The organism is Paenibacillus sp. FSL P4-0081 (assembly GCF_000758565.1).
Taxonomy (GTDB): domain Bacteria; phylum Bacillota; class Bacilli; order Paenibacillales; family Paenibacillaceae; genus Paenibacillus_AQ; species Paenibacillus_AQ phytohabitans.
The window spans coordinates 3,143,719-3,162,365 of the sequence record NZ_CP009280.1; the positions used below are offsets into that span (position 1 = coordinate 3,143,719).

Sequence of the window (18,647 nt, forward strand, 5' to 3'; positions counted from 1 at the left end):
TCGTTGAAGCTTTCCAGGACTGCTATTCCTGGAAGTCTAAGTCTGCCTGTCATCCCCCTTTTTCAAAAGCAATTTCAACGGCCCCGAGGAGTGCGCTGTTCGTTGTTTCCCCTATTGTTTCCCCTAACCCTTCTATATTGATAACGCTTTCATATATGAAATCTATAATAAATTATCATCTACCTACTAACAATGACCGATCCTCACCACTTATTGATCTATTATGAGGTGAAATCCGGATGGGATCATGAGCATGTCCTCTCCGCAAAAGAAGTGGAAAAAGGACACTTAATTTTCTCGAATGATTCGATCTAAGATCATTAGGTGGAAAAAGTACAACTAATAAATCCGATATCCTGGTTTATGGCATAAACAGGATAATTAAGTGCTGTTTTTCCACTTGCTGCCGGACAGTAGCGTTAAATCATATAATTAGTTGTACAATTTCCACTTACGTTCCATGTCAGCCTGTTCTGCAATCCGTTGATTTCCACGTTTAATAAAAGCAACATTCGTCGATATGAAAGCAACGTCAAGCTATAGATTACAAGGTTCGTGTGTGATTAAATACATAAAGAATACAGCATTTTCTCTGGAACCTACATTTGGAATGATGCGAAAGGATGAATACGAATTATGGACAAACAACAACAGCTCGGCTTGACGCCTCCGATGGGCTGGAATTCATGGAACACCTTCACTTGGGATATTAACGAGCAACTGATCCGGGAAGCCGCCGATACTCTGGTGGCAGACGGCTACAAGGATGCGGGATATGATTACATTGTCATTGACGACTGCTGGAGCCTGAAAGAACGGGACAAGGATGGTAAGCTGGTCGCCGATCCGGTTAAATTCCCGAGCGGAATGAAGGCGCTTGCAGATTATATTCATTCCAAGGGACTGAAGTTCGGCATGTACTCTTGTGTAGGCACACATACCTGCGCCGGGTATCCGGGGAGCTTCGAGCATGAATTTCAGGATGCGGAATCGCTGGCCGAATGGGGCGTGGATTTTCTTAAGTATGACTATTGCTTCAAGCCCAGACATATGTCGGGAGAGCTGCTGTACAAGCGGATGAGCTTGGCGCTTAAAAACTGCGGAAGAGACATTCTGTTCTCCGCGTGCAACTGGGGCGAGGACAACGTCTATCAGTGGATTCGTGAATCCGGCGCGCATATGTACCGTTCTACCGGAGATATCCAGGACAGCTGGGAATCCATCAAGACCCTGGCTCTGTCGCAGCTGGATAAAGCCGCCTACACCGGCGCCTACTGCCATAACGATCTGGATATGCTGGTAGTCGGCATGTACGGAGGCAGCAACAGCGACTTCATCGGCAGCCAGATCGGAGGCTGCACGGATGTGGAGTACAAGACCCACTTCTCACTATGGAGCCTGCTGGGTTCTCCGCTGATGATTGGCAGCGATATCCGCAAAGCTAATGAGGCCACCAGGAATATTCTGCTGAACCCGGATCTGATCGCGATCAATCAGGATGTGGAGAGCCGCGGGGCTTACCGCATCAAGCCGGAACCCCAATGGTTCCATGCAGATGATGTATTCATGCTGGTCAAAGTATTGTCGGACGGAGACCTTGCGATCGGCTTCTTCAACCTGAGCGATGGACAGAGAGAGATGTCGCTGCAATTCTGGGATTTCGGAATCCCGTATGCCTCCGGCAAATCGCTGTCCCTGTATGACTGCTGGGAGCATAAAGAGCTTGGCGTATTCAGAGAAAGATATGCTCCGGTCGTTGCAGCCCATGATTGTCTGATTGTGCGGGCTAAATTGGTGTAGAGAAGAGAAGGGCGTGAACATGAATAGAACATGCAGACAATGCGGTGTTCCCCTGATGACGGATGATGTGGCGATTTACCTGAAGCTGGTCACGCGCAATGCCCAGGATTTCCTGTGTATCGATTGTCTTGGAGAGCAGCTGAAGTGCGGGCGCGAGCCGATTGAGCGGCTGATCAAATACTTCAGGGAGTCGGGGAAATGTGTGTTGTTCCGTTAAAACGCGTTACCTCCGCTGCTTTATGTTTATCTATATAGCGAGAGAGTGTAAAGTGGAAGGGAAAGGGTGGATGGGGCAAATGGTTAAATACAGAACGGCAGCTCCGCATGAGCGCGAGGAATACATAGATTTGGCCAACCTGGCATTCCGCTTTGATTTTGAAATCCTGATGCCCAAGGCTTATGACAAAAGTGTAGATTCTTCGGCCATGCATAAGGTTGCTGAGGATGAGCAGGGCAGGCTGCGCGCACTGGTGGCTGTGTTCCCCGAGTCTCTACGGGTAGGTGAGGATACGTTGCGGACCGGCTATCTGGGGACCGTATCGGTCCATCCGCGTGCGCGCGGTGAAGGGCATATGAAAGCGCTTATGAATCTGTGGATTGAAGAGCTGCGGGGTACATGCGATATGGTTGTATTATATGGGCAGCGGCAGAGATATGAGTATTTCGGCTTCACGCTTGGCGGTGTCAAGTTCAAGTATACTGTGGCAGAAGCCAATGTGCGCCATGGCTTAAGAGAGGTGGATGACACCGGTATATCCTTCAGTCCGCTGTTTGAGATTGAAGGAGGAGCAGAATTTGCGCATAACCTGAACATCTCGCGGCTTGCTTATGTTGAACGTAACTTAGAGCAATTGCCGCTGATTTTCAGCACACTCTGTCAAAAGGCACTTGGCGTTCTGGATCAGGGTAAGCTGATGGGCTATCTGGTTGTCAACGAAGCGGGCGATGATATAGCTGAATTCGCGCTGGAGAAGGCGGACGACATTCTGCGGACGCTTAAGGCATACATGGCCTATAGCAGAGCAGGGCGAATAACGACGTACGCGCCGGAATATGAGATTCCGCTGAATAAGGCTCTTGGCGGTATTGCCGAAGACTTTGTGACCGAGAACTCGGATATGTATCATATTCTGGATTTCGCCAATGTCCTGAAGGCTTATCTGACGCTGAAGCTCAAGACTACAGGTCTGGTCCCGGGGGAATTCTCCGCAGTGATGGACGGACAGCCGGTGACGGCGCGGGTGGACGAAGAGGGCGTGAGCGTTGAGCGGTCTGCCCGGCCGGGAGCTGTGGTCCTTGACAGGCTGCAGGCTCAGACGCTTCTGCTGTCACAACACAGCCGTTACATGGCAGTGGATGCGCCTACAGGCTGGTTCCCGCTGCCGCTGTTCTGGTACAAGATTGATAAATTCTGAATAATTCCATGTCTTATAATAGAGCAACGCAAGCCTTCTACTCCTGGAGGCTTGCGTTTTTTTTGGCGTATCTTCCAGGCGAGATTCCGGTAATCTTGGTGAAACTGCGGATGAAGTTGGCATAATCGCTGAAGCCCGAAAGCTCACAAGCTTCGGCGACTGAGTTGCCGGCAGACAGGTGGCTTTTGGCAAGTGATATGCGCTGATCGATAATGTAAGAGCGTACCGTAAGTCCGGTATGCTCCCTGAACAGCCGGCTTATATATTTGCTGCTGTAATGAAACTCCTGCTCCAGCTGCTCAGAGGAGATAGCTTCGGCCAGATGCTCCTTGATGTAGGTCATCGTATGGCTAACCAGCGCCGGCATAAGATTGTTCGATGAGCAGGTAGATGACTGATACAAGGTGTTGATGAACACAAGCAGGCGGGTTGCATAGGACTCTGCCAGCAGATCCTGTCCGTATGCCTCCGAGCCCAGGCAAGTAATCAATTGGTCTGCAAGGCGGCAGTACAACACCGTCTGCTCCCGCGAGAGCCGGGTAAGATTGTTCTGTCCCAAGGGATGGGATTCAATGCAGGCTAACAGATTAGAGCGGCCGCTTGAAAGTCTCTCCAAAGCTGACTTCTTGATATTCAGCCCTATCCGTTCATACATTTGATTGTCAATACAGATACAACGGTGCATTTCGCCGGGGCTGATAATGATTAAATCGCCGGGGACCAGTTTGTAGCAGGACTGCTCCAGATACATATAAGCATTGCCTCTCAGAAATAAATAGATTTCGTAAGCATCATGGCGGTGATAAGGCAAGGCCGGGTTAATGAGCTCGGTATCTGTTGTTTTATGAAAGCACAGCAATTCTTCCTGAATAGGGGTGAAAATATAGTGTATGTCCCGATCCATAGCTAACATTCCCTTTAATGTAATTTAATGTAATAATAGGCATTCGCGCAATATATTATCGTTAATATGCAAGGATTATACAGCGAATAATTTATATAATACAGTTAAAGGAAGCGTTTGCAAGTATTGTGAGAAAATTGGACAAGCATACGAGTGGTACAGCTGCGCTTCGACCGGACTGGAGGTGATAAGAACAAGGTTTGGCCGAGATTACACGAAGAGGAGATGGAATTAATGATTTCAAGGGTAAAAAAATCACTGTGCACCTTATTGGCCTGTGTAACTGTGCTGTCTGTTATGATGGTACCCGCACCTCCCAAGGCTTCAGCAGCAAGCGATGTGAACGTGAATTTGTCAGCCGAGAAACAGGTGATCCGCGGCTTCGGAGGCATCAACTTCCCTGCCTGGATAGGCGATCTGACCGCAGCGCAAAGAGAAACGGCCTTCGGCAATGGTGCGAACCAGCTGGGATTCTCTATTCTGAGAATCTATGTGGATGACAATAAGAATAACTGGTACAAGGAATTAGATACGGCGAAGGCAGCTATTGCAAAGGGAGCCCTTGTTTTTGCTTCACCCTGGAATCCCCCAAGCGATATGACAGAGACCTTCAACCACGATGGCGATACATCGGCCAAACGCCTCAGATACGACAAGTACGCAGCCTATGCCCAGCATCTGAACGATTTCGTTACGTACATGAAGAATAACGGCGTGGAGCTGTATGCGATTTCGGTTCAGAATGAACCGGATTATGCCCATACCTGGACCTGGTGGACTCCCGCAGAAATGCTTACTTTTATGAAAAATAATGCCGGATCTATCAACTGCAGGGTTATAGCTCCTGAGTCATTCTCTTACCTGAAGAATATGTCCGACCCTATTCTTAATGATTCACAGGCGCTTGCCAATATGGATATTCTAGGCGCGCATACGTATGGAACTTCGTTTAACAACTTTGCTTATCCTCTTTTCAAACAGAAGGGGACAGGGAAAGAGCTGTGGATGACAGAAGTCTACTACCCCAACAGCAATAATAACTCGGCCAATCTTTGGCCGGAAGCACTGGAAGTAGCCTATCATATGCACAACGCGATGACAGAGGCGGATTTCCAGGCCTATGTGTGGTGGTACATCCGCCGTCAATACGGTCCGATGAATGAGGATGGCACGATCAGCAAGCGCGGAGACAGCATGGCACAATTCTCCAAATTCATCCGGCCCGGATATGTAAGGGTAGACGCCACCAAAAATCCCAATACAAACATCTACACCTCGGCCTACAAAGGGGATAACAAGGTGGTCATTGTGGCCATTAACAAAGGCACTTCGGCTGCAAGCCAGAGCTTTGTCCTGCAGAATGGCACGGCAGCGAGCGTATCCGCCTGGATCACAGATGCCGGCCGTAAGGTAGCCGCCGGGACATCCATTAATGTGTCGAACGGTTCCTTCACGGCCCAGCTTCCAGCCCAAAGTGTGACAACCTTTGTAGCTGCACTTGGCAGCGGAAGTGGCACCGGAACGGGCACCACCTATGAGGCCGAGACAGACACAGCATTGACGGCTGCTGCAGCAGAAACGATCAATGCAGGCTACACCGGCAGCGGCTACGTCAATTTTAATGCCGCAACCGATGCCGCAATTCAATGGAACAGCGTGTACTGTGCGGTTGCAGGGACCAAGAATGTGAAATTCCGCTATGCGCTGGAGTCAGGTACAAGAAATCTGGATGTATATGTGAATGGCACCAAGGTCATCAGCAATACCGCCTTTGCAGCAACGGGGAGCTGGTCAACCTGGGCAGAGAAGACGGTTCAGGCAGCCATGAATGCCGGGACCAATACGGTAAAAGTGGTGACTACCGGTACGGAAGGACCGAATGTAGACAGTATCAATGTATCTGCCCAGTAGGGTGATGCAGTGTCAATATGGAACCCCGGGCCCTCCGCTTTTTGGAGGGCTAAGGCTGTTCACCAATGATTGTAATTTCCGTATTGATCCATTTGGCTACAGCTATGCCTTTGGCCCTTAGCAGCAGAGTGTTGATAATATCCTCTCCCCAATTCTGCTCATTCTGTGAGATCACCCGCGTAATCTGCCCGTTGTCCATCGCCTGCTTCAACGAAGGCGTGAGGCCCAGAGCGATATTATAGCGCGTCAGGCCTTTGGCTTTCCAGACCAGGACAGAGCTTGAGCTGGACACGAAATCCAGACTGACCAGAGCGCTGAAATGGGGATGGGCCGAGATCATTTGCTCCAGCTGCAACGCTGCGTTGTCCTCACTGCCGTCATTATGACGGATTTCCAGTACATCTATCTCGGTATGCTCCGCCAAATAATCCTGCAATCCGCGCAGCCGTTCTTGAGTGCCCCGCATGCGGGACATTCCAGACTCGACCAGAATCATCCCTTTTCCGCCAAGCAGGCGTTCCACAGTCTGTCCAATAGTAGCGCCGGTTGCTCTATTATCAGCCCCGATGAAGGCTTCTCTGCTGCTGGCAGACGAATCCGACTCAAAACAAACCACGGGAATCCCCCGGGATACCGCTTTGTTAATAACGCTGGTAAGCGCCAGGGAATCCGCCGGGGCAATGGCGATTCCGTCTACACCCCGCTTGATCATCGTCTCCATAATCCGGATCTGCTGCTCCAGATTGGCTTCGTCAGGCGCTTGAACCAGCAGCTCTACATTATGCTTTTTTGCCACAGCTTCTGCTTTCTCTGTTATCATTTCATAGGTGGCGTTCACCATGGGATAGATAATACCGAAAGTCAGCGGCGGCTCCCCGCTCCGACTTGATGAAGAGTCCAGGGCTTCCTCCGAAGGAATATTAGTGGCTCCGGAGGAACGGGAGCAGCCGCCAAGGATGAAGCCTGCTGCCAGCAGCAGGATAAAGACATTCCGGATCCGCATTCTGGAAGAAGTCACTAATTCCCCGCTCCTTTACGGCTGGGCTGAAGCTGGTCCCCGGAATTTCCGTGCTTGCGATATTCCATAGGCGTCATCCCCGTTACTTTCTTGAACAGATTGGAGAAGTAATGCTGATCGTTGTAGCCTACACTAAACGCAATCTCAAACGTTTTATGTCCCGTTGACTTCAGCAGCTCTTTGGCTTTATCCATGCGTGTGGCCGTCAGGAATTCAGTGATCGTCTGTCCGGTCGCCTGGCTGAAGGTTTTGCTCAGATGGCTGGGACTGACCCTGACCTGACTGGAGATGTCGTTAAGGGAGAGCTGTTCTTTGTCATAATGCTCACGGATATAATGCTTAACTTTGTCAATCAGCTCACGATATTTATCTGCCCCCTCGGATCTCCATTCCCATAGCCGCTCCAATAGCCGGTTCAAATAATGCAGACCTTCATCTGTATTGGAAATATGCTTCAGCTGTGTCTGGAATTCCTTAATGAGCTCCTCAGGATTTGGGGCCGCGCGAAAACATTTCTTAGCCGTCTGCACCAGCTCCAGGGTGATGTCGTTCATCAGGTAATAGGCGTACACGGATTGCCAATTCATCTGCTGGAGCTCCGCAGAGAGCTCCAGCAGAAATGCGGGAACCTGTTTGTGGTCACCCAGCTTCAGAAACTGGATCAGCCGGTTCCGGTCGAGCAGGATACCGCTGGCGGATGGATCGAAATATGCATCAAGCAACGCTGCTGAATTCAGTCTGGACATCTTCTTGAACATCCGGTCATCCTCGGCCTCCAGATAGGAGAGATGAATGCCCTGCAGCCGTTCCCGGACATCACCCAGACTGACGGATAGCTCCAGGCCGCAAGCCGCTCTCAGCTTCTGCTTCAGAATCCCGCAGATCTCTTCCAGGGCGATGCTCATCTGGGCCGGATTACTGCCTTTATAGATCAGGACAGTTTCAGTGCGGCTGCGCTTATAAATGAAGCCTTCTGCCAGCTCCTTCAGCAGGCCTGCGAGCAGCTCTTCGGCATCCTGCGGCGCACCTGGGGAACCCGTTCCTGCATCGCTATCCGATGGATTTAACGTAAATATGGCAGTTGCATAGTAAGGGGCCATAATCATCAGCTCTAGCTGTTCCGCCGATTCGATGGCGGCAGCGGTACTGATCAGTCCTCCGCACAGATCGGCGAACAGATTCTCGGGGGTATAGGCTTGTTTTTGTTTCATCCGCAATTCTTCATCAATCCTGGAGCTGACACTATGGAGCAGCTGCAGCAGATCCGCAGAGCTGAACGGCTTCAGACAATAATCCTCAACCCCAAGCCGTAGCGCCGCCCTGGCGTATTGGAAGTCATCATGACCGCTTAGAATTATGATTTTGATTTTTGGGAACTTTTGCCGGACGACAGAGCTCAGCTCCAGCCCGTTCATAAAAGGCATTTTGATGTCGGTAATGAGAATGTCGGGGAGCTGTTCTTCGATGACCGGAAGTGCAAGCTCACCGTCGGGGGCGTCACCGCAAAAGATAAAGCCTTCTTTCTCCCAATCTACGGATTCCCGTATACTTTCACGGATCAGGATCTCATCATCCACCAGCATAACCTTTTTCATCTTCGGGTCCCCCTGTTCTTGGGTATGCGAACGGTAATTTGTGTGCCATAACCTTCTGAACTGTCCAAGCGGATTCCATACTCGTCTCCGAAATACAGCTGCAGCCGCTGATGTACATTCTGCAGACCGAATCCGTTCTGAGCGGTGTCCGGATCCTCCGATTGAATGGGATGCTCGAAAGATTCTCTGAGCTGCGCCAGCCGTTCTCCGGGAATGCCAATTCCATTGTCGGCTACGGTGAGCATGATGGAGTTCGCGTCTGTATGTCCGCTAATGCTGATCAGCCCTTTGCCTCTTTTATTTTTGATCCCGTGATAGAGGGCGTTCTCTATCAATGGCTGCAGCGTCATATTCAGAATCGGATATTCCTGCAGCTCCTCCGCAACTTCAATCTTGAACTCCAGAATGTCACGGTAACGCATCTGCTGGATGATCAGGTAGCTCTGGGCATGGGCAAGCTCAGAGCGGATCAGTACCCAGTCACGCCCTTTATTCAGGCTAAGCCGGAAGAACCCGGATAGCGCTTTCACGATCCGGATGACCCCATCGTTATTCCCCGCTTCAGCCATCCATACAATGGAATCCAGTGTATTGTATAAAAAATGTGGATTGATCTGCGCCTGTAGCGTCCGCAGCTCCGCCTTTTGCAGTTGCTGCTGCTTGCGGATGCTCTGCTCCAGCAGCGCTTTGATCTGCTCGACCATAATGTTGAAGCTTTGTCCCAGATCGGCAATTTCATCATTGCCGTCCGGTTTGACCTTGGCTTCCAGGTAGCCGCTTGCCGTCAGGCGCATCTTGTGCTGCAGCAGCTGGATGGGTCTGGTCAGCCGCCGCGTAAGCAAATAATTAAGCGTTATCGCGAAAATGATGCTTAAGCCTACGCTGACTATAATCAGCTGCCTGATCCGGTTGGCTTCGGCAACGATCTCCTGCAGCGGGGCCATGCCGATAATCTTCCAGCCCGTCGATAGGGAGGAGGTATGGACAATGAACCAGGGCGGGCCGGCGGTCTGAAGCACAAAGCTCCCGCTCCCGCTTATTTGCCCGGCAGGTAATCCCGTTTCTTGAACCAGGGCCACAGCCGCTTCTTGAACAGGCGGCACATAGATGGGGTTGTTCTGCTGATCGAGCAGGTAGAAGAACCCTGTTGTACCAATCGTCATCTTGTCGCAGAATTCCTTGATGAAGGAATCGTTCAGATCCACAATGATGAATCCGATCACCTCATGCGTGATCCGCTGCTTGACGGCTGTCATGATCGATATGACGCCCTGATCCCTATAGGTGAAGCCATCAACCCGGTCATAACCGGAAATCAGGGGCGGAGGAATCCGGAGAATGAGCTCGGGGTTCTGGGACAGTGTCTGGAAATGCGGATTGCGCAGCGGATTAATATTGGATTGAAAAATGCCCCTCCGCTCGCTGATCCCCTTGCCGTACAGATTAATCAGGCTGATATTGAGTACATCCTCATATTTGTAGGTGTCCCGGTAGAGTGTGAAGGTCTGCAGAATTGCCTTGGCCTCTTGATAGGTTTCAGATTGTGAGAAAAGAAAATGGATGACCTGGGGGTTATTGCTGAGCTCCAGCAGCCGCTCGGTATCTTTGAACAGATTATCGATATTCGTTCCCAGCATGTCAGCCTGAAGCATACTTGAAGCCTTGCTGTGACTGGAAATGGAAGTATAGGATTTCTGGTAAGAAATGAGGCCGACAGCGATCAGCGGTATCGTGGACAGCACAATAAACAAAGCCAGCAGTTTGGCCCTCAGACTGGAGGAGATCCAGTGTGTGATCCGCATCATCGGAAGTTCCCTTTCGCAAGTAGAGTAGATTTGGCTTCAATATATAGTTTATAACAAATTCTGGAATGCCGATACCCGAAAAGAAAGCGCAATCAAAATTCACACCTTTTAAATAAAAAAATACACAAAATCCTCCCGTGGGCAGAACAATGCCAAAAATAGAAAGCAAACGCCAAAGGCTGCCCGTATAACGGACTTTTGTAAGCGGTTTATAATGGGCAGAACACCAGAACCTGGTGAATGCCGAGGGGAGGAATATATACGTATGAAGAGATTAGGGAAAATGGGAGCAGTACTTGCACTAACCTTATCTATGGTCATGCTTGGAGCATGCGGCAACAATAATGGGGGGGACAAAGCGGCGAATACCGGAAATGCGGCAACGGAAGCACCGGCGGCGAATGGCGGAACCAAGACGGAGGCCAAGGACATTACGCTCGGTTTCTCGCAGGTGGGTGCAGAGAGCGGCTGGCGAAGCGCCAATACGAAGTCCATTCAGGATTCAGCCAAGGAAGCAGGCTATACGCTGAAATTCTCGGATGCGCAGCAGAAGCAGGAGAATCAGATCAAGGCCATCCGTTCCTTTATCCAGCAAAAGGTGGATGTGATTGCCTTCTCCCCGGTCGTGGAATCCGGTTGGGATACTGTACTTAAAGAGGCAAAGGCTGCAGGAATTCCGGTGGTTCTGACCGATCGTGCGGTAGATTCCAAAGACACCTCGCTATACGTTACTTTCCTCGGCTCCGATTTCGTGGAAGAAGGCCGCAAGGCGGGTGAGTGGCTGTCTGAGCAGTATAAAGACGCTTCAGAGGACGTTAATATTGTGGAGCTGCAGGGAACAACAGGCTCTGCTCCAGCCAATGACCGTATGGCAGGGTTTGCCGAAGTCATCAAGAGCAATCCGCATCTCAAGGTCATTGCCTCTCAGACCGGCGATTTCACCCGGGCCAAAGGTAAGGAAGTTATGCAGGCGTTCCTGAAGGCCAATAAGGATATTGATGCGCTGTACGCCCATAATGATGATATGGCACTCGGGGCGATTCAGGCGATAGAGGCGGCAGGGCTGAAGCCGGGCGAGGATATTAAGATTATCTCTGTCGATGCGGTGAAGGACGGAATGCAGGCAGCCAGCGAAGGTAAAATCAATTTCATCGTTGAATGTAATCCGCTGCTTGGACCGCAGCTGATGCAGGTGGTGCAGAAGGTAGTTGACGGCCAGGCGGTTGAGGCCCGGATTGTGACTGAGGAATCGACCTTCACTTCCGAGCAGGCCAAGGAAGCGCTGTCTGGCCGGGAATATTAATCAGCAAGCCTAATAGAACGCGGCTAAGGCTGCAGGACAACCGCTTGGCGTTTCTATGGAGAATGAGGAGTGGATGCAACCATGAGCACGCAGCTGCCCATACTGCAAATGACCGGGATTCATAAACGGTTTCCGGGTGTAAAAGCATTGACTAATGTGAACCTCCGCCTGTTCCCTGGTGAGGTTCATGCCTTGATGGGGGAGAATGGTGCCGGCAAGTCAACGCTGATCAAAGTATTGACCGGCGTCTATTCCATTGATGAAGGCGGCGTAGAAATGGAGGGTGCGCCCATTTCCCTGCACAGCCCGCAGGAATCGCAGGCTGCGGGAATCAGCACAGTATATCAGGAAGTCAATCTGTGCCCCAATCTGACCGTTGCCGAGAACATCTTCATTGGCAGAGAGCCGCGGAGATTCGGATGCATTCTATGGAAGGAAATGAATCTGCGCGCTGCGGAGCTGCTCCGGGAACGGATGAATCTGCAGATCGACGTTACCCTTCCGCTGCATATGTATTCCGTAGCGGTTCAGCAGCTGATCGCAATCGCCAGAGCGCTGAATATTTCAGCCAAGGTACTGATTCTGGACGAACCGACCTCAAGTCTGGATCAGAATGAAGTGGAGCAGCTGTTCCGCATTATGAGGAAGCTGCAAAAGGATGGTTTGTCGATATTGTTTGTCACGCATTTTTTGGATCAGATGTACGAAATCTGCGACCGGGTAACCATCCTGCGGGGTGGTGAACTTGTCGGTGAATATAGGGTTAAGGAGCTAAGCCGGCTGGATCTGGTCTTAAAAATGATCGGCAAGGATCTTAATTTGCTGGAAGAGCTGCCGGGTCTGGCAGCAGAATACAAGGATGCCCTGGGTGATGAGCTGATCAGGGCTGAAGGGCTGGGCCGCAAAGGCGGGATTGAGCCGTTCGATCTGTCGATCCGCAAGGGTGAGGTAGTAGGGCTGGCAGGACTTCTCGGTTCAGGGCGGACTGAGGCAGCCCGGCTGTTCTTCGGTGCCGACAAACCGGATTCCGGGCAATTGAAGCTGGCGGAATCAGGAGGTGGGGTACATTCGCCGCGGGAGGCCATTGGACGGCGGATCGCCTTCTGCTCCGAGAACCGCAAGACAGAGGGGATTATCGGCGATCTGACGGTAAGAGAGAATATTATCCTTGCGCTGCAGGCCAAGTACGGCACGTTCAAGACCATCTCCCGCAGGCGGCAGGAGGAGATGGCTGGAGAATATATCCGCATGCTGAATATCAATCCTCCGAATCCCGACCTGCTGATCAAGAATTTAAGCGGCGGAAATCAGCAGAAGGTTCTCCTGGCACGGTGGCTGCTGACGGAGCCTGAGCTGTTCATTCTCGATGAGCCGACACGGGGCATCGACATTGGAGCCAAGGCGGAAATTCAAAAGCTGGTGCTGACGCTCTCACGGCAGGGCATGTCATTCCTGTTCATCTCCTCCGAGCTGGAGGAAGTGCTGCGGGTCAGTGACCGGATCGCTATCTTGCGCGACCGCCGCAAAGTGAAGGAAATTTCGGATAAGGACATGAGCCAGCAGCAAATTATGCAGGCGATTGCGGGAGGCTGACACGACCATGAGCCAACTGGTAAAACATCATTTATTCTGGCCGCTGTGCGTTCTGGCTGTACTGCTGCTGTTCAACCTGTGCTATTCGCAGGACTTCTTCTCGATTACAATCCATGACGGACACTTATACGGAAGCCTGATTGATATTCTTAACTTCGGAGCACCGCTTATTCTGGTGGCCATTGGGATGACACTGGTAGTGGCAACCAAGGGCATCGACCTGTCTGTCGGCTCCATTGTCGCTATATCCGGCGCCATTGCCTGCCTGAGCATCAGCCAAGCTTCAGACCCGAATGCCTTGGGTCTGATTCTAACCTCGGTGCTGCTGGCAGCAGGTTTGTCGCTGATGCTTGGCGCATGGAACGGTCTGCTCGTCTCCGGGGCCGGAATTCAGCCGATTATAGCCACGCTGATTCTGATGGTTGCAGGGCGGGGGATCGCCCAACTGGTTACAGGCGGACAGATTATTACGGTAACCAGCACGAAATATGCCTATATCGGGTCCGGCTCACTTGCTGCGCTGCCATTTTCAATATTTGTCGTAGCCCTGGTTCTGGTCATTGCCGTGCTGCTTACCCGTAAGACAGCGCTGGGCCTGTTTATAGAATCGGTGGGCTGCAATCCGGCGGCCAGCTCCATGTCCGGTATCCGCGCCCGCTGGGTTATTCTGTCGGTGTATGTATTCTGCGGTTTATGTGCCGGCATTGCCGGACTATTGCTCAGCTCGAATGTTTCCAGCGCTGACGGCAATAACGCCGGACTCTGGTATGAGCTCGACGCTATTCTGGCAGTAGTCATTGGGGGGACGTCGTTGAACGGCGGACGTTTTTATCTTACAGGTACCGTAATCGGTGCGCTGATTATCCAGACGCTGACCACAACCATCTATATGATCGGCGTCCCGCCGGAAATTACACTGGTCGTCAAAGCTTTGGTCGTGCTGGCGGTCTGCCTGATCCAGTCGGATACCTTCCGGGCCGCTATTGCCGCCCGCTGGAAGCCGCGGCATTATCCCGCAGAGAAGGAAGTGACCCGTCATGTCTCTTAACCGCAAGTTTATTCCGATTGTGGTCACCATCGCGCTGTTCCTCGTCATGTTCGCCGCCGGTTCCTTCCGGTATACCGGATTCTTCTCCCTGCAGGTGCTGATGAATCTGCTTATCGACAATGCCTTTCTGCTGATTACGGCCGTTGGCATGTCCTTTGTCATTCTGTCAGGCGGCATTGATCTCTCGGTCGGCTCTATCATTGCCTTGTCGACCATGGTCTCCGCAAGCCTGGTGCAGCAGCAGGGGTGGCCGCCGGCTGTTGTTATTCCGCTGGTGCTCCTGATGGGTGCGTTGTTTGGCAGCATTATGGGAGCGATCATTCATTATTTTGCAATCCAGCCGTTCATTGTAACGCTGGCGGGAATGTTCCTGGCCCGGGGTTTATGTTATGTAATCAGCATTGATACCATTACCATTGATAATTCCTTCTATACCGCCATTGCCCAGACGAGAATCCCGCTGCCGGGCGGCAGCTTTCTCTCGATCAGCGCCATTATTGCTCTTGTTGCCGTTGCTGTGGCGATCTTCACCGCCCATTACACCCGGTTTGGCCGCAATGTGTATGCGCTTGGGGGCAATGAGCAATCGGCTCTGCTGATGGGGCTTCCGGTGGCAAGAACCAAGGTGCTTGTCTATACGCTCAGCGGATTGTGCTCGGCACTTGCAGGAGTGGTCTTCACCTTTTATATGCTGTCGGGTTATGGGCTTCATGCCGTAGGCTTTGAGCTGGATACCATCGCGGCTGTCGTCATTGGCGGAACACTGCTGACCGGCGGTGTAGGTTATGTGCTGGGCACCTTCTTCGGTGTACTCATCCAAGGTGTGATTCAGACCATTATCAGCTTCGAGGGCACACTCAGCTCTTGGTGGACCAAAATTGTTATTGGCCTGCTGCTGTTCATTTTTATCCTCCTGCAGCGGGTGTTAAGCTCAAGGCGGTTGACTCTTAAAGAATAAGAAGATTGGATGGGGAGACAAATAATTCTTGTCTCCCCATGTTTTTGCTATATAATTGTAATCGCTATCATATGAAGGAGGGGTCCTGTTGAGAACGGCCAAGGGGTGCCTGGTTCTGCTGCTGTTACTGCTGCTGGGCGGCTGCTCAGGCAGCGGAGGCAACAATACGCAGGCATTGATGATGCCTCATCATTCTCCTGCAGTGAATCCCGGCTTGCTGCCGCCGGCAGATAGAGCCATGGCCAAGCCGATTGTGCTGGGCTTCTCCCAGCTTGGGTCGGAGAATACCTGGCGGGAGGCCAATACCGCTTCGATCCGGGAAGCCGCCGGGGAGGCGGGGATTACCCTCATCCTGAAGAACGCCGAACAGGATCAGCAGCAGCAGTTCGATGCCATTCGTGCCTTTATCCGGAGCGATGTTGATGTCATAGCGATTGCTCCTGTGGTTCAGACCGGCTGGGAACCGATTCTTCTGGAAATCAGGCAGGCAGGGATTCCGGTTATTATTGTGGACCGTTCAGTCAACGTGGAGAACAGCTCGCTCTATGTCACTTTTATCGGTTCTGACTTTTATGAAGAAGGGGTAAAGGCAGCCAAATATGTGATTGATAAGATGCGCCATCATAGCGAAGCCATCCATATCGCAGAATTGCAGGGTACCGTAGGCTCGACACCGTCGATTGACCGTGGGCGCGGGTTCCGGAAGATGCTCGGGGATAAGCAGGACCTCCGGATTACAATGACTGCCCCGGCAGATTTCACACAAAGCGGCGGCCGTGAGGTAATGCGGACTTTTTTGCAGCAGCCGAAGGAGCAGTGGCCCCGGGTGCTCTTTGCACATAATGATGATATGGCTATTGGTGCGGTGGAGGCTATGAAGGAGGCCGGTATTGTACCGGGAAGCGATATTATAATAGTTTCAGTGGACGGCACACGGCGGGCATTTGAGCAGATGGCGGCGGGAAGTATTAATGCTGTTGTCGAATGCAATCCGATGCTGGGTCCCCTGCTGATGCAGGCAGTCAAAGAGATTATGGCTGGCCGGACGCTGCCCAAGCGAATGGTAACGCCGGAGGACATTTACACGCAAGAACTGGCTGGTAGGGAGATAGATAACCGTAAATATTGAAGAAGCAGCCTAGCGCTTTTGCTCCGGCTTTTTTTTTGCAGATAAAACGCCAAAAAAATTCAACTTTTCAAACAAAAAACTACATTGTTCCAAGCCGGAATCTATATTAAGATGATCTCAGATAACAAATATTAGTAGATTTGTCCAAAGAATGCTAGAAGGGAGGGGCAGCCGGGCGACCGTTATTTGTGCGGCAGCCGATTGAAAGGGATTACCAATTAATCTTAATGGAGGTATGCCGATGTTTAAAAAGCTCTTGGTCATTGCAGTAACCCTTGTGTTATTCCTGAACGGTCTGCCCTTGATGTCTGTGTCTGCTGCAAACAATGCCACGGCCAAGCAGCCGGGGAATTCCAATCCCCTGATGGATCACAAGCTGGGTGCCGATCCTTTCGCACTGACGTATAACGGAAGAGTCTATGTCTATATGTCCAGTGATGCTTACGTCTATAACAGCAACGGAACCGTGAAGGACAATGATTTCAGCGCCCTGAACAAAATCAATGTCATCTCCTCGGCGGATATGGTGAACTGGACAGATCACGGCGCCATCCCGGTGGCCGGAGCCAATAATGTCAACGGCAGCGCCGGCATTGCCAAATGGGCCTCTCTCTCCTGGGCGCCTTCGGCGGCGGTGAAAAAAATTAACGGCCAGGATAAATTTTTCCTGTATTTTGCAAACGGTGCATCAGGCATCGGCGTGTTAACGGCGAATTCTCCGATTGGCCCCTGGTCGGACCCGCTGGGCAAAGCGCTGGTGACAGGGGCTACACCCGGCATGTCCGGGGTGACCTGGCTGTTTGATCCGGCTGTCCTGGTGGACGATGACGGCAGCGGATACCTGTATGCAGGCGGGGGGATCCCCAACACTTCGGACCCGGCATCCATAGCCAATCCCCGGACAGCCCGTGTGCTGAAGCTGGGTGCGGATATGACGAGTATTGTTGGAAGCGCATCCACTATTGATGCCCCTTATATGTTCGAGGATTCGGGCATTCATAAGTATGGCGGCAAATATTATTACTCGTACTGCTTCAATTTCTCCGGCACACACCCGGCTGCCTATCCGGCCGGTGAAATCGGGTACATGGTGAGCAACAGCCCGATGGGGCCTTTTACGTATACCGGACATTTCCTGAAGAATCCGTACACCTTCTTCGGAGTAGGCGGCAACAACCACCATGCGGTATTTAACTTCAACAACCAATGGTATGTAGTGTACCATGCCCAGACCGTAGCGAAGGCTGTACTCGGCGATGGCAAAGGCTACCGCTCTCCGCATATCAACAAGCTTGTCCATAATGCGAACGGGAACATTCAGGAGGTTCAGGGAGACATGGCGGGCATTGCCCAGATTGCCAATCTGAATCCGTTCACCAGAGTGGAAGCCGAAACCATCGGCTGGAATGCAGGCATAGCTACTGAAGCTACTCAGGCTGCAGGCGGCCCTGTAAGCAATATGAATGTGACCAGCATTAACAATGGGGACTGGATTGCCGTAGGCAACGCGGATTTCGGTTCCGGGGCAAGCAGCTTCAAGGCTAATGTGGCCTCCGCCACAGGCGGCAAAATTGAAATCCGGCTGGATAGCGCAACAGGCACACTCGCAGGCACGCTTGATGTACCGTCTACCGGAGGCGCGCAGACCTGGAAAGAGGTTGAGACCCCTGTCAGCAATGTGACAGGTGTTCACAGACTCTACCTGGTATTCACCGGATCAGGCTCGGGCAATCTGTTTAATCTGGATTACTGGCAGTTCTCCACGGGCACCACTGCTCCCGGAACCGGAAGCAAAGTGGAAGCAGAGGATATGACGCTCAGCGGCACTTATGCGGGCAAGATCACTTCTCCGTTCAGCGGGGTAACGTTGTACGGGAATGATGATGATGCTGCGTTCAATCAATATTTTGCCTATGGTACCCATAATATCTCAGTCCGTGGGGCTTCCAGCAGCTCCGCCGCAGTCAGGGTCGATTTGCAAATTGGCGGGGTGACCGTTGGCTCCTTCTACTTCAGCGGAACCACACCTACCGTGCAGACCTTGTCCAATGTGGCCCACGGCACCGGAAATCAGGAGGTTAAGCTGATCGTAACTACGGACAATGGAGCCTGGGATGCTTCTGTGGATTATATTGAATGGAGCTTATAATCGCCAAAGGAGATGGATT

At 51.7% G+C, this 18,647-nt stretch carries 14 protein-coding genes; 10 read left to right on the forward strand and 4 right to left on the reverse strand.

Going from position 1 to position 18,647, the window contains the following annotated elements; genetic code table 11:
• Positions 1-636: 636 nt before the first annotated feature.
• From P40081_RS12940 to P40081_RS12950, 3 genes are all read left to right on the forward strand, one after another.
• Complete coding sequence (locus tag P40081_RS12940) at positions 637-1,800, forward strand: glycoside hydrolase family 27 protein (RefSeq protein WP_042135929.1); 1,164 nt, start codon at positions 637-639, stop codon at positions 1,798-1,800.
• A 19-nt stretch (positions 1,801-1,819) separates the two neighbouring features.
• The gene (locus P40081_RS12945; protein WP_042135931.1) at positions 1,820-2,017 is read left to right on the forward strand and encodes a hypothetical protein; all 198 of its coding nucleotides are present in this window, start codon (positions 1,820-1,822) and stop codon (positions 2,015-2,017) included.
• 79 nt (positions 2,018-2,096) lie between these two features.
• Positions 2,097-3,215, forward strand: coding sequence for a GNAT family N-acetyltransferase (locus P40081_RS12950; protein WP_042135933.1), 1,119 nt, complete (start codon positions 2,097-2,099; stop codon positions 3,213-3,215).
• A 37-nt stretch (positions 3,216-3,252) separates the two neighbouring features.
• Here P40081_RS12950 and P40081_RS12955 read toward each other — a convergent pair whose 3' ends face one another.
• The gene (locus P40081_RS12955) at positions 3,253-4,119 is read right to left on the reverse strand and encodes an AraC family transcriptional regulator (protein ID WP_042135935.1); all 867 of its coding nucleotides are present in this window, start codon (positions 4,117-4,119) and stop codon (positions 3,253-3,255) included.
• A 234-nt stretch (positions 4,120-4,353) separates the two neighbouring features.
• Between P40081_RS12955 and P40081_RS12960 the strand changes: the two genes are divergently transcribed.
• On the forward strand, positions 4,354-6,030 hold the full coding sequence (locus tag P40081_RS12960; protein ID WP_042135937.1) for a glucuronoarabinoxylan endo-1,4-beta-xylanase XynC: 1,677 nt from the start codon (positions 4,354-4,356) through the stop codon (positions 6,028-6,030).
• 49 nt (positions 6,031-6,079) lie between these two features.
• Here P40081_RS12960 and P40081_RS12965 read toward each other — a convergent pair whose 3' ends face one another.
• Genes P40081_RS12965 through P40081_RS12975 form a run of 3 tightly spaced genes read right to left on the reverse strand, consistent with a single transcriptional unit; the run spans position 6,080 to position 10,448 of the window.
• A complete protein-coding gene (locus P40081_RS12965; RefSeq protein WP_231575343.1) occupies positions 6,080-7,048 on the reverse strand; it encodes a sugar ABC transporter substrate-binding protein in 969 nt (322 codons plus the stop codon).
• Complete coding sequence (locus P40081_RS12970) at positions 7,048-8,643, reverse strand: response regulator transcription factor (protein ID WP_042135939.1); 1,596 nt, start codon at positions 8,641-8,643, stop codon at positions 7,048-7,050. The genes P40081_RS12965 and P40081_RS12970 overlap by 1 nt, the downstream gene beginning before the upstream one ends.
• Entirely contained in the window at positions 8,640-10,448 is a 1,809-nt protein-coding gene (locus P40081_RS12975) for a cache domain-containing sensor histidine kinase (protein ID WP_231575344.1), read from the reverse strand. The genes P40081_RS12970 and P40081_RS12975 overlap by 4 nt, the downstream gene beginning before the upstream one ends.
• Before the next feature lie 265 nt (positions 10,449-10,713).
• On the opposite strand from P40081_RS12975, the gene P40081_RS12980 reads away from it, so the two are divergent.
• From P40081_RS12980 to P40081_RS13005, 6 genes are all read left to right on the forward strand, one after another.
• A complete protein-coding gene (locus P40081_RS12980) occupies positions 10,714-11,751 on the forward strand; it encodes an ABC transporter substrate-binding protein (protein WP_042135941.1) in 1,038 nt (345 codons plus the stop codon).
• Between the two features lie 81 nt (positions 11,752-11,832).
• Positions 11,833-13,344 carry a sugar ABC transporter ATP-binding protein gene (locus tag P40081_RS12985; protein ID WP_042135942.1) on the forward strand — a complete coding sequence of 504 codons (1,512 nt, stop codon included), beginning with the start codon at positions 11,833-11,835 and terminating at the stop codon, positions 13,342-13,344.
• Positions 13,345-13,351: 7 nt separating this feature from the next.
• Positions 13,352-14,392, forward strand: coding sequence for an ABC transporter permease (locus P40081_RS12990; protein WP_042135944.1), 1,041 nt, complete (start codon positions 13,352-13,354; stop codon positions 14,390-14,392).
• Positions 14,382-15,350 (forward strand): galactofuranose ABC transporter, permease protein YjfF, encoded by a 969-nt coding sequence (gene yjfF / locus P40081_RS12995; RefSeq protein ID WP_042135946.1) that lies wholly within the window; start codon positions 14,382-14,384, stop codon positions 15,348-15,350. Before P40081_RS12990 ends, yjfF begins: the two co-directional genes overlap by 11 nt.
• 88 nt (positions 15,351-15,438) lie before the next feature.
• Positions 15,439-16,479 (forward strand): ABC transporter substrate-binding protein, encoded by a 1,041-nt coding sequence (locus P40081_RS13000; RefSeq protein WP_231575345.1) that lies wholly within the window; start codon positions 15,439-15,441, stop codon positions 16,477-16,479.
• Between the two features lie 241 nt (positions 16,480-16,720).
• Positions 16,721-18,628 carry a carbohydrate-binding protein gene (locus P40081_RS13005; protein WP_042135948.1) on the forward strand — a complete coding sequence of 636 codons (1,908 nt, stop codon included), beginning with the start codon at positions 16,721-16,723 and terminating at the stop codon, positions 18,626-18,628.
• The last annotated feature ends 19 nt before the right edge of the window (positions 18,629-18,647 follow it).

Coding starts and splice junctions, on each gene's coding strand:
- P40081_RS12940 (WP_042135929.1), top strand. CDS start 637: ATGGACAAACAACAACAGCTCGGCTTGACGCCTCCGATGGGCTGGAAT.
- P40081_RS12945 (WP_042135931.1), top strand. CDS start 1,820: ATGAATAGAACATGCAGACAATGCGGTGTTCCCCTGATGACGGATGAT.
- P40081_RS12950 (WP_042135933.1), top strand. CDS start 2,097: ATGGTTAAATACAGAACGGCAGCTCCGCATGAGCGCGAGGAATACATA.
- P40081_RS12955 (WP_042135935.1), bottom strand. CDS start 4,119: ATGGATCGGGACATACACTATATTTTCACCCCTATTCAGGAAGAATTG.
- P40081_RS12960 (WP_042135937.1), top strand. CDS start 4,354: ATGATTTCAAGGGTAAAAAAATCACTGTGCACCTTATTGGCCTGTGTA.
- P40081_RS12970 (WP_042135939.1), bottom strand. CDS start 8,643: ATGAAAAAGGTTATGCTGGTGGATGATGAGATCCTGATCCGTGAAAGT.
- P40081_RS12975 (WP_231575344.1), bottom strand. CDS start 10,448: ATGATGCGGATCACACACTGGATCTCCTCCAGTCTGAGGGCCAAACTG.
- P40081_RS12980 (WP_042135941.1), top strand. CDS start 10,714: ATGAAGAGATTAGGGAAAATGGGAGCAGTACTTGCACTAACCTTATCT.
- P40081_RS12985 (WP_042135942.1), top strand. CDS start 11,833: ATGAGCACGCAGCTGCCCATACTGCAAATGACCGGGATTCATAAACGG.
- P40081_RS12990 (WP_042135944.1), top strand. CDS start 13,352: ATGAGCCAACTGGTAAAACATCATTTATTCTGGCCGCTGTGCGTTCTG.
- yjfF (WP_042135946.1), top strand. CDS start 14,382: ATGTCTCTTAACCGCAAGTTTATTCCGATTGTGGTCACCATCGCGCTG.
- P40081_RS13005 (WP_042135948.1), top strand. CDS start 16,721: ATGTTTAAAAAGCTCTTGGTCATTGCAGTAACCCTTGTGTTATTCCTG.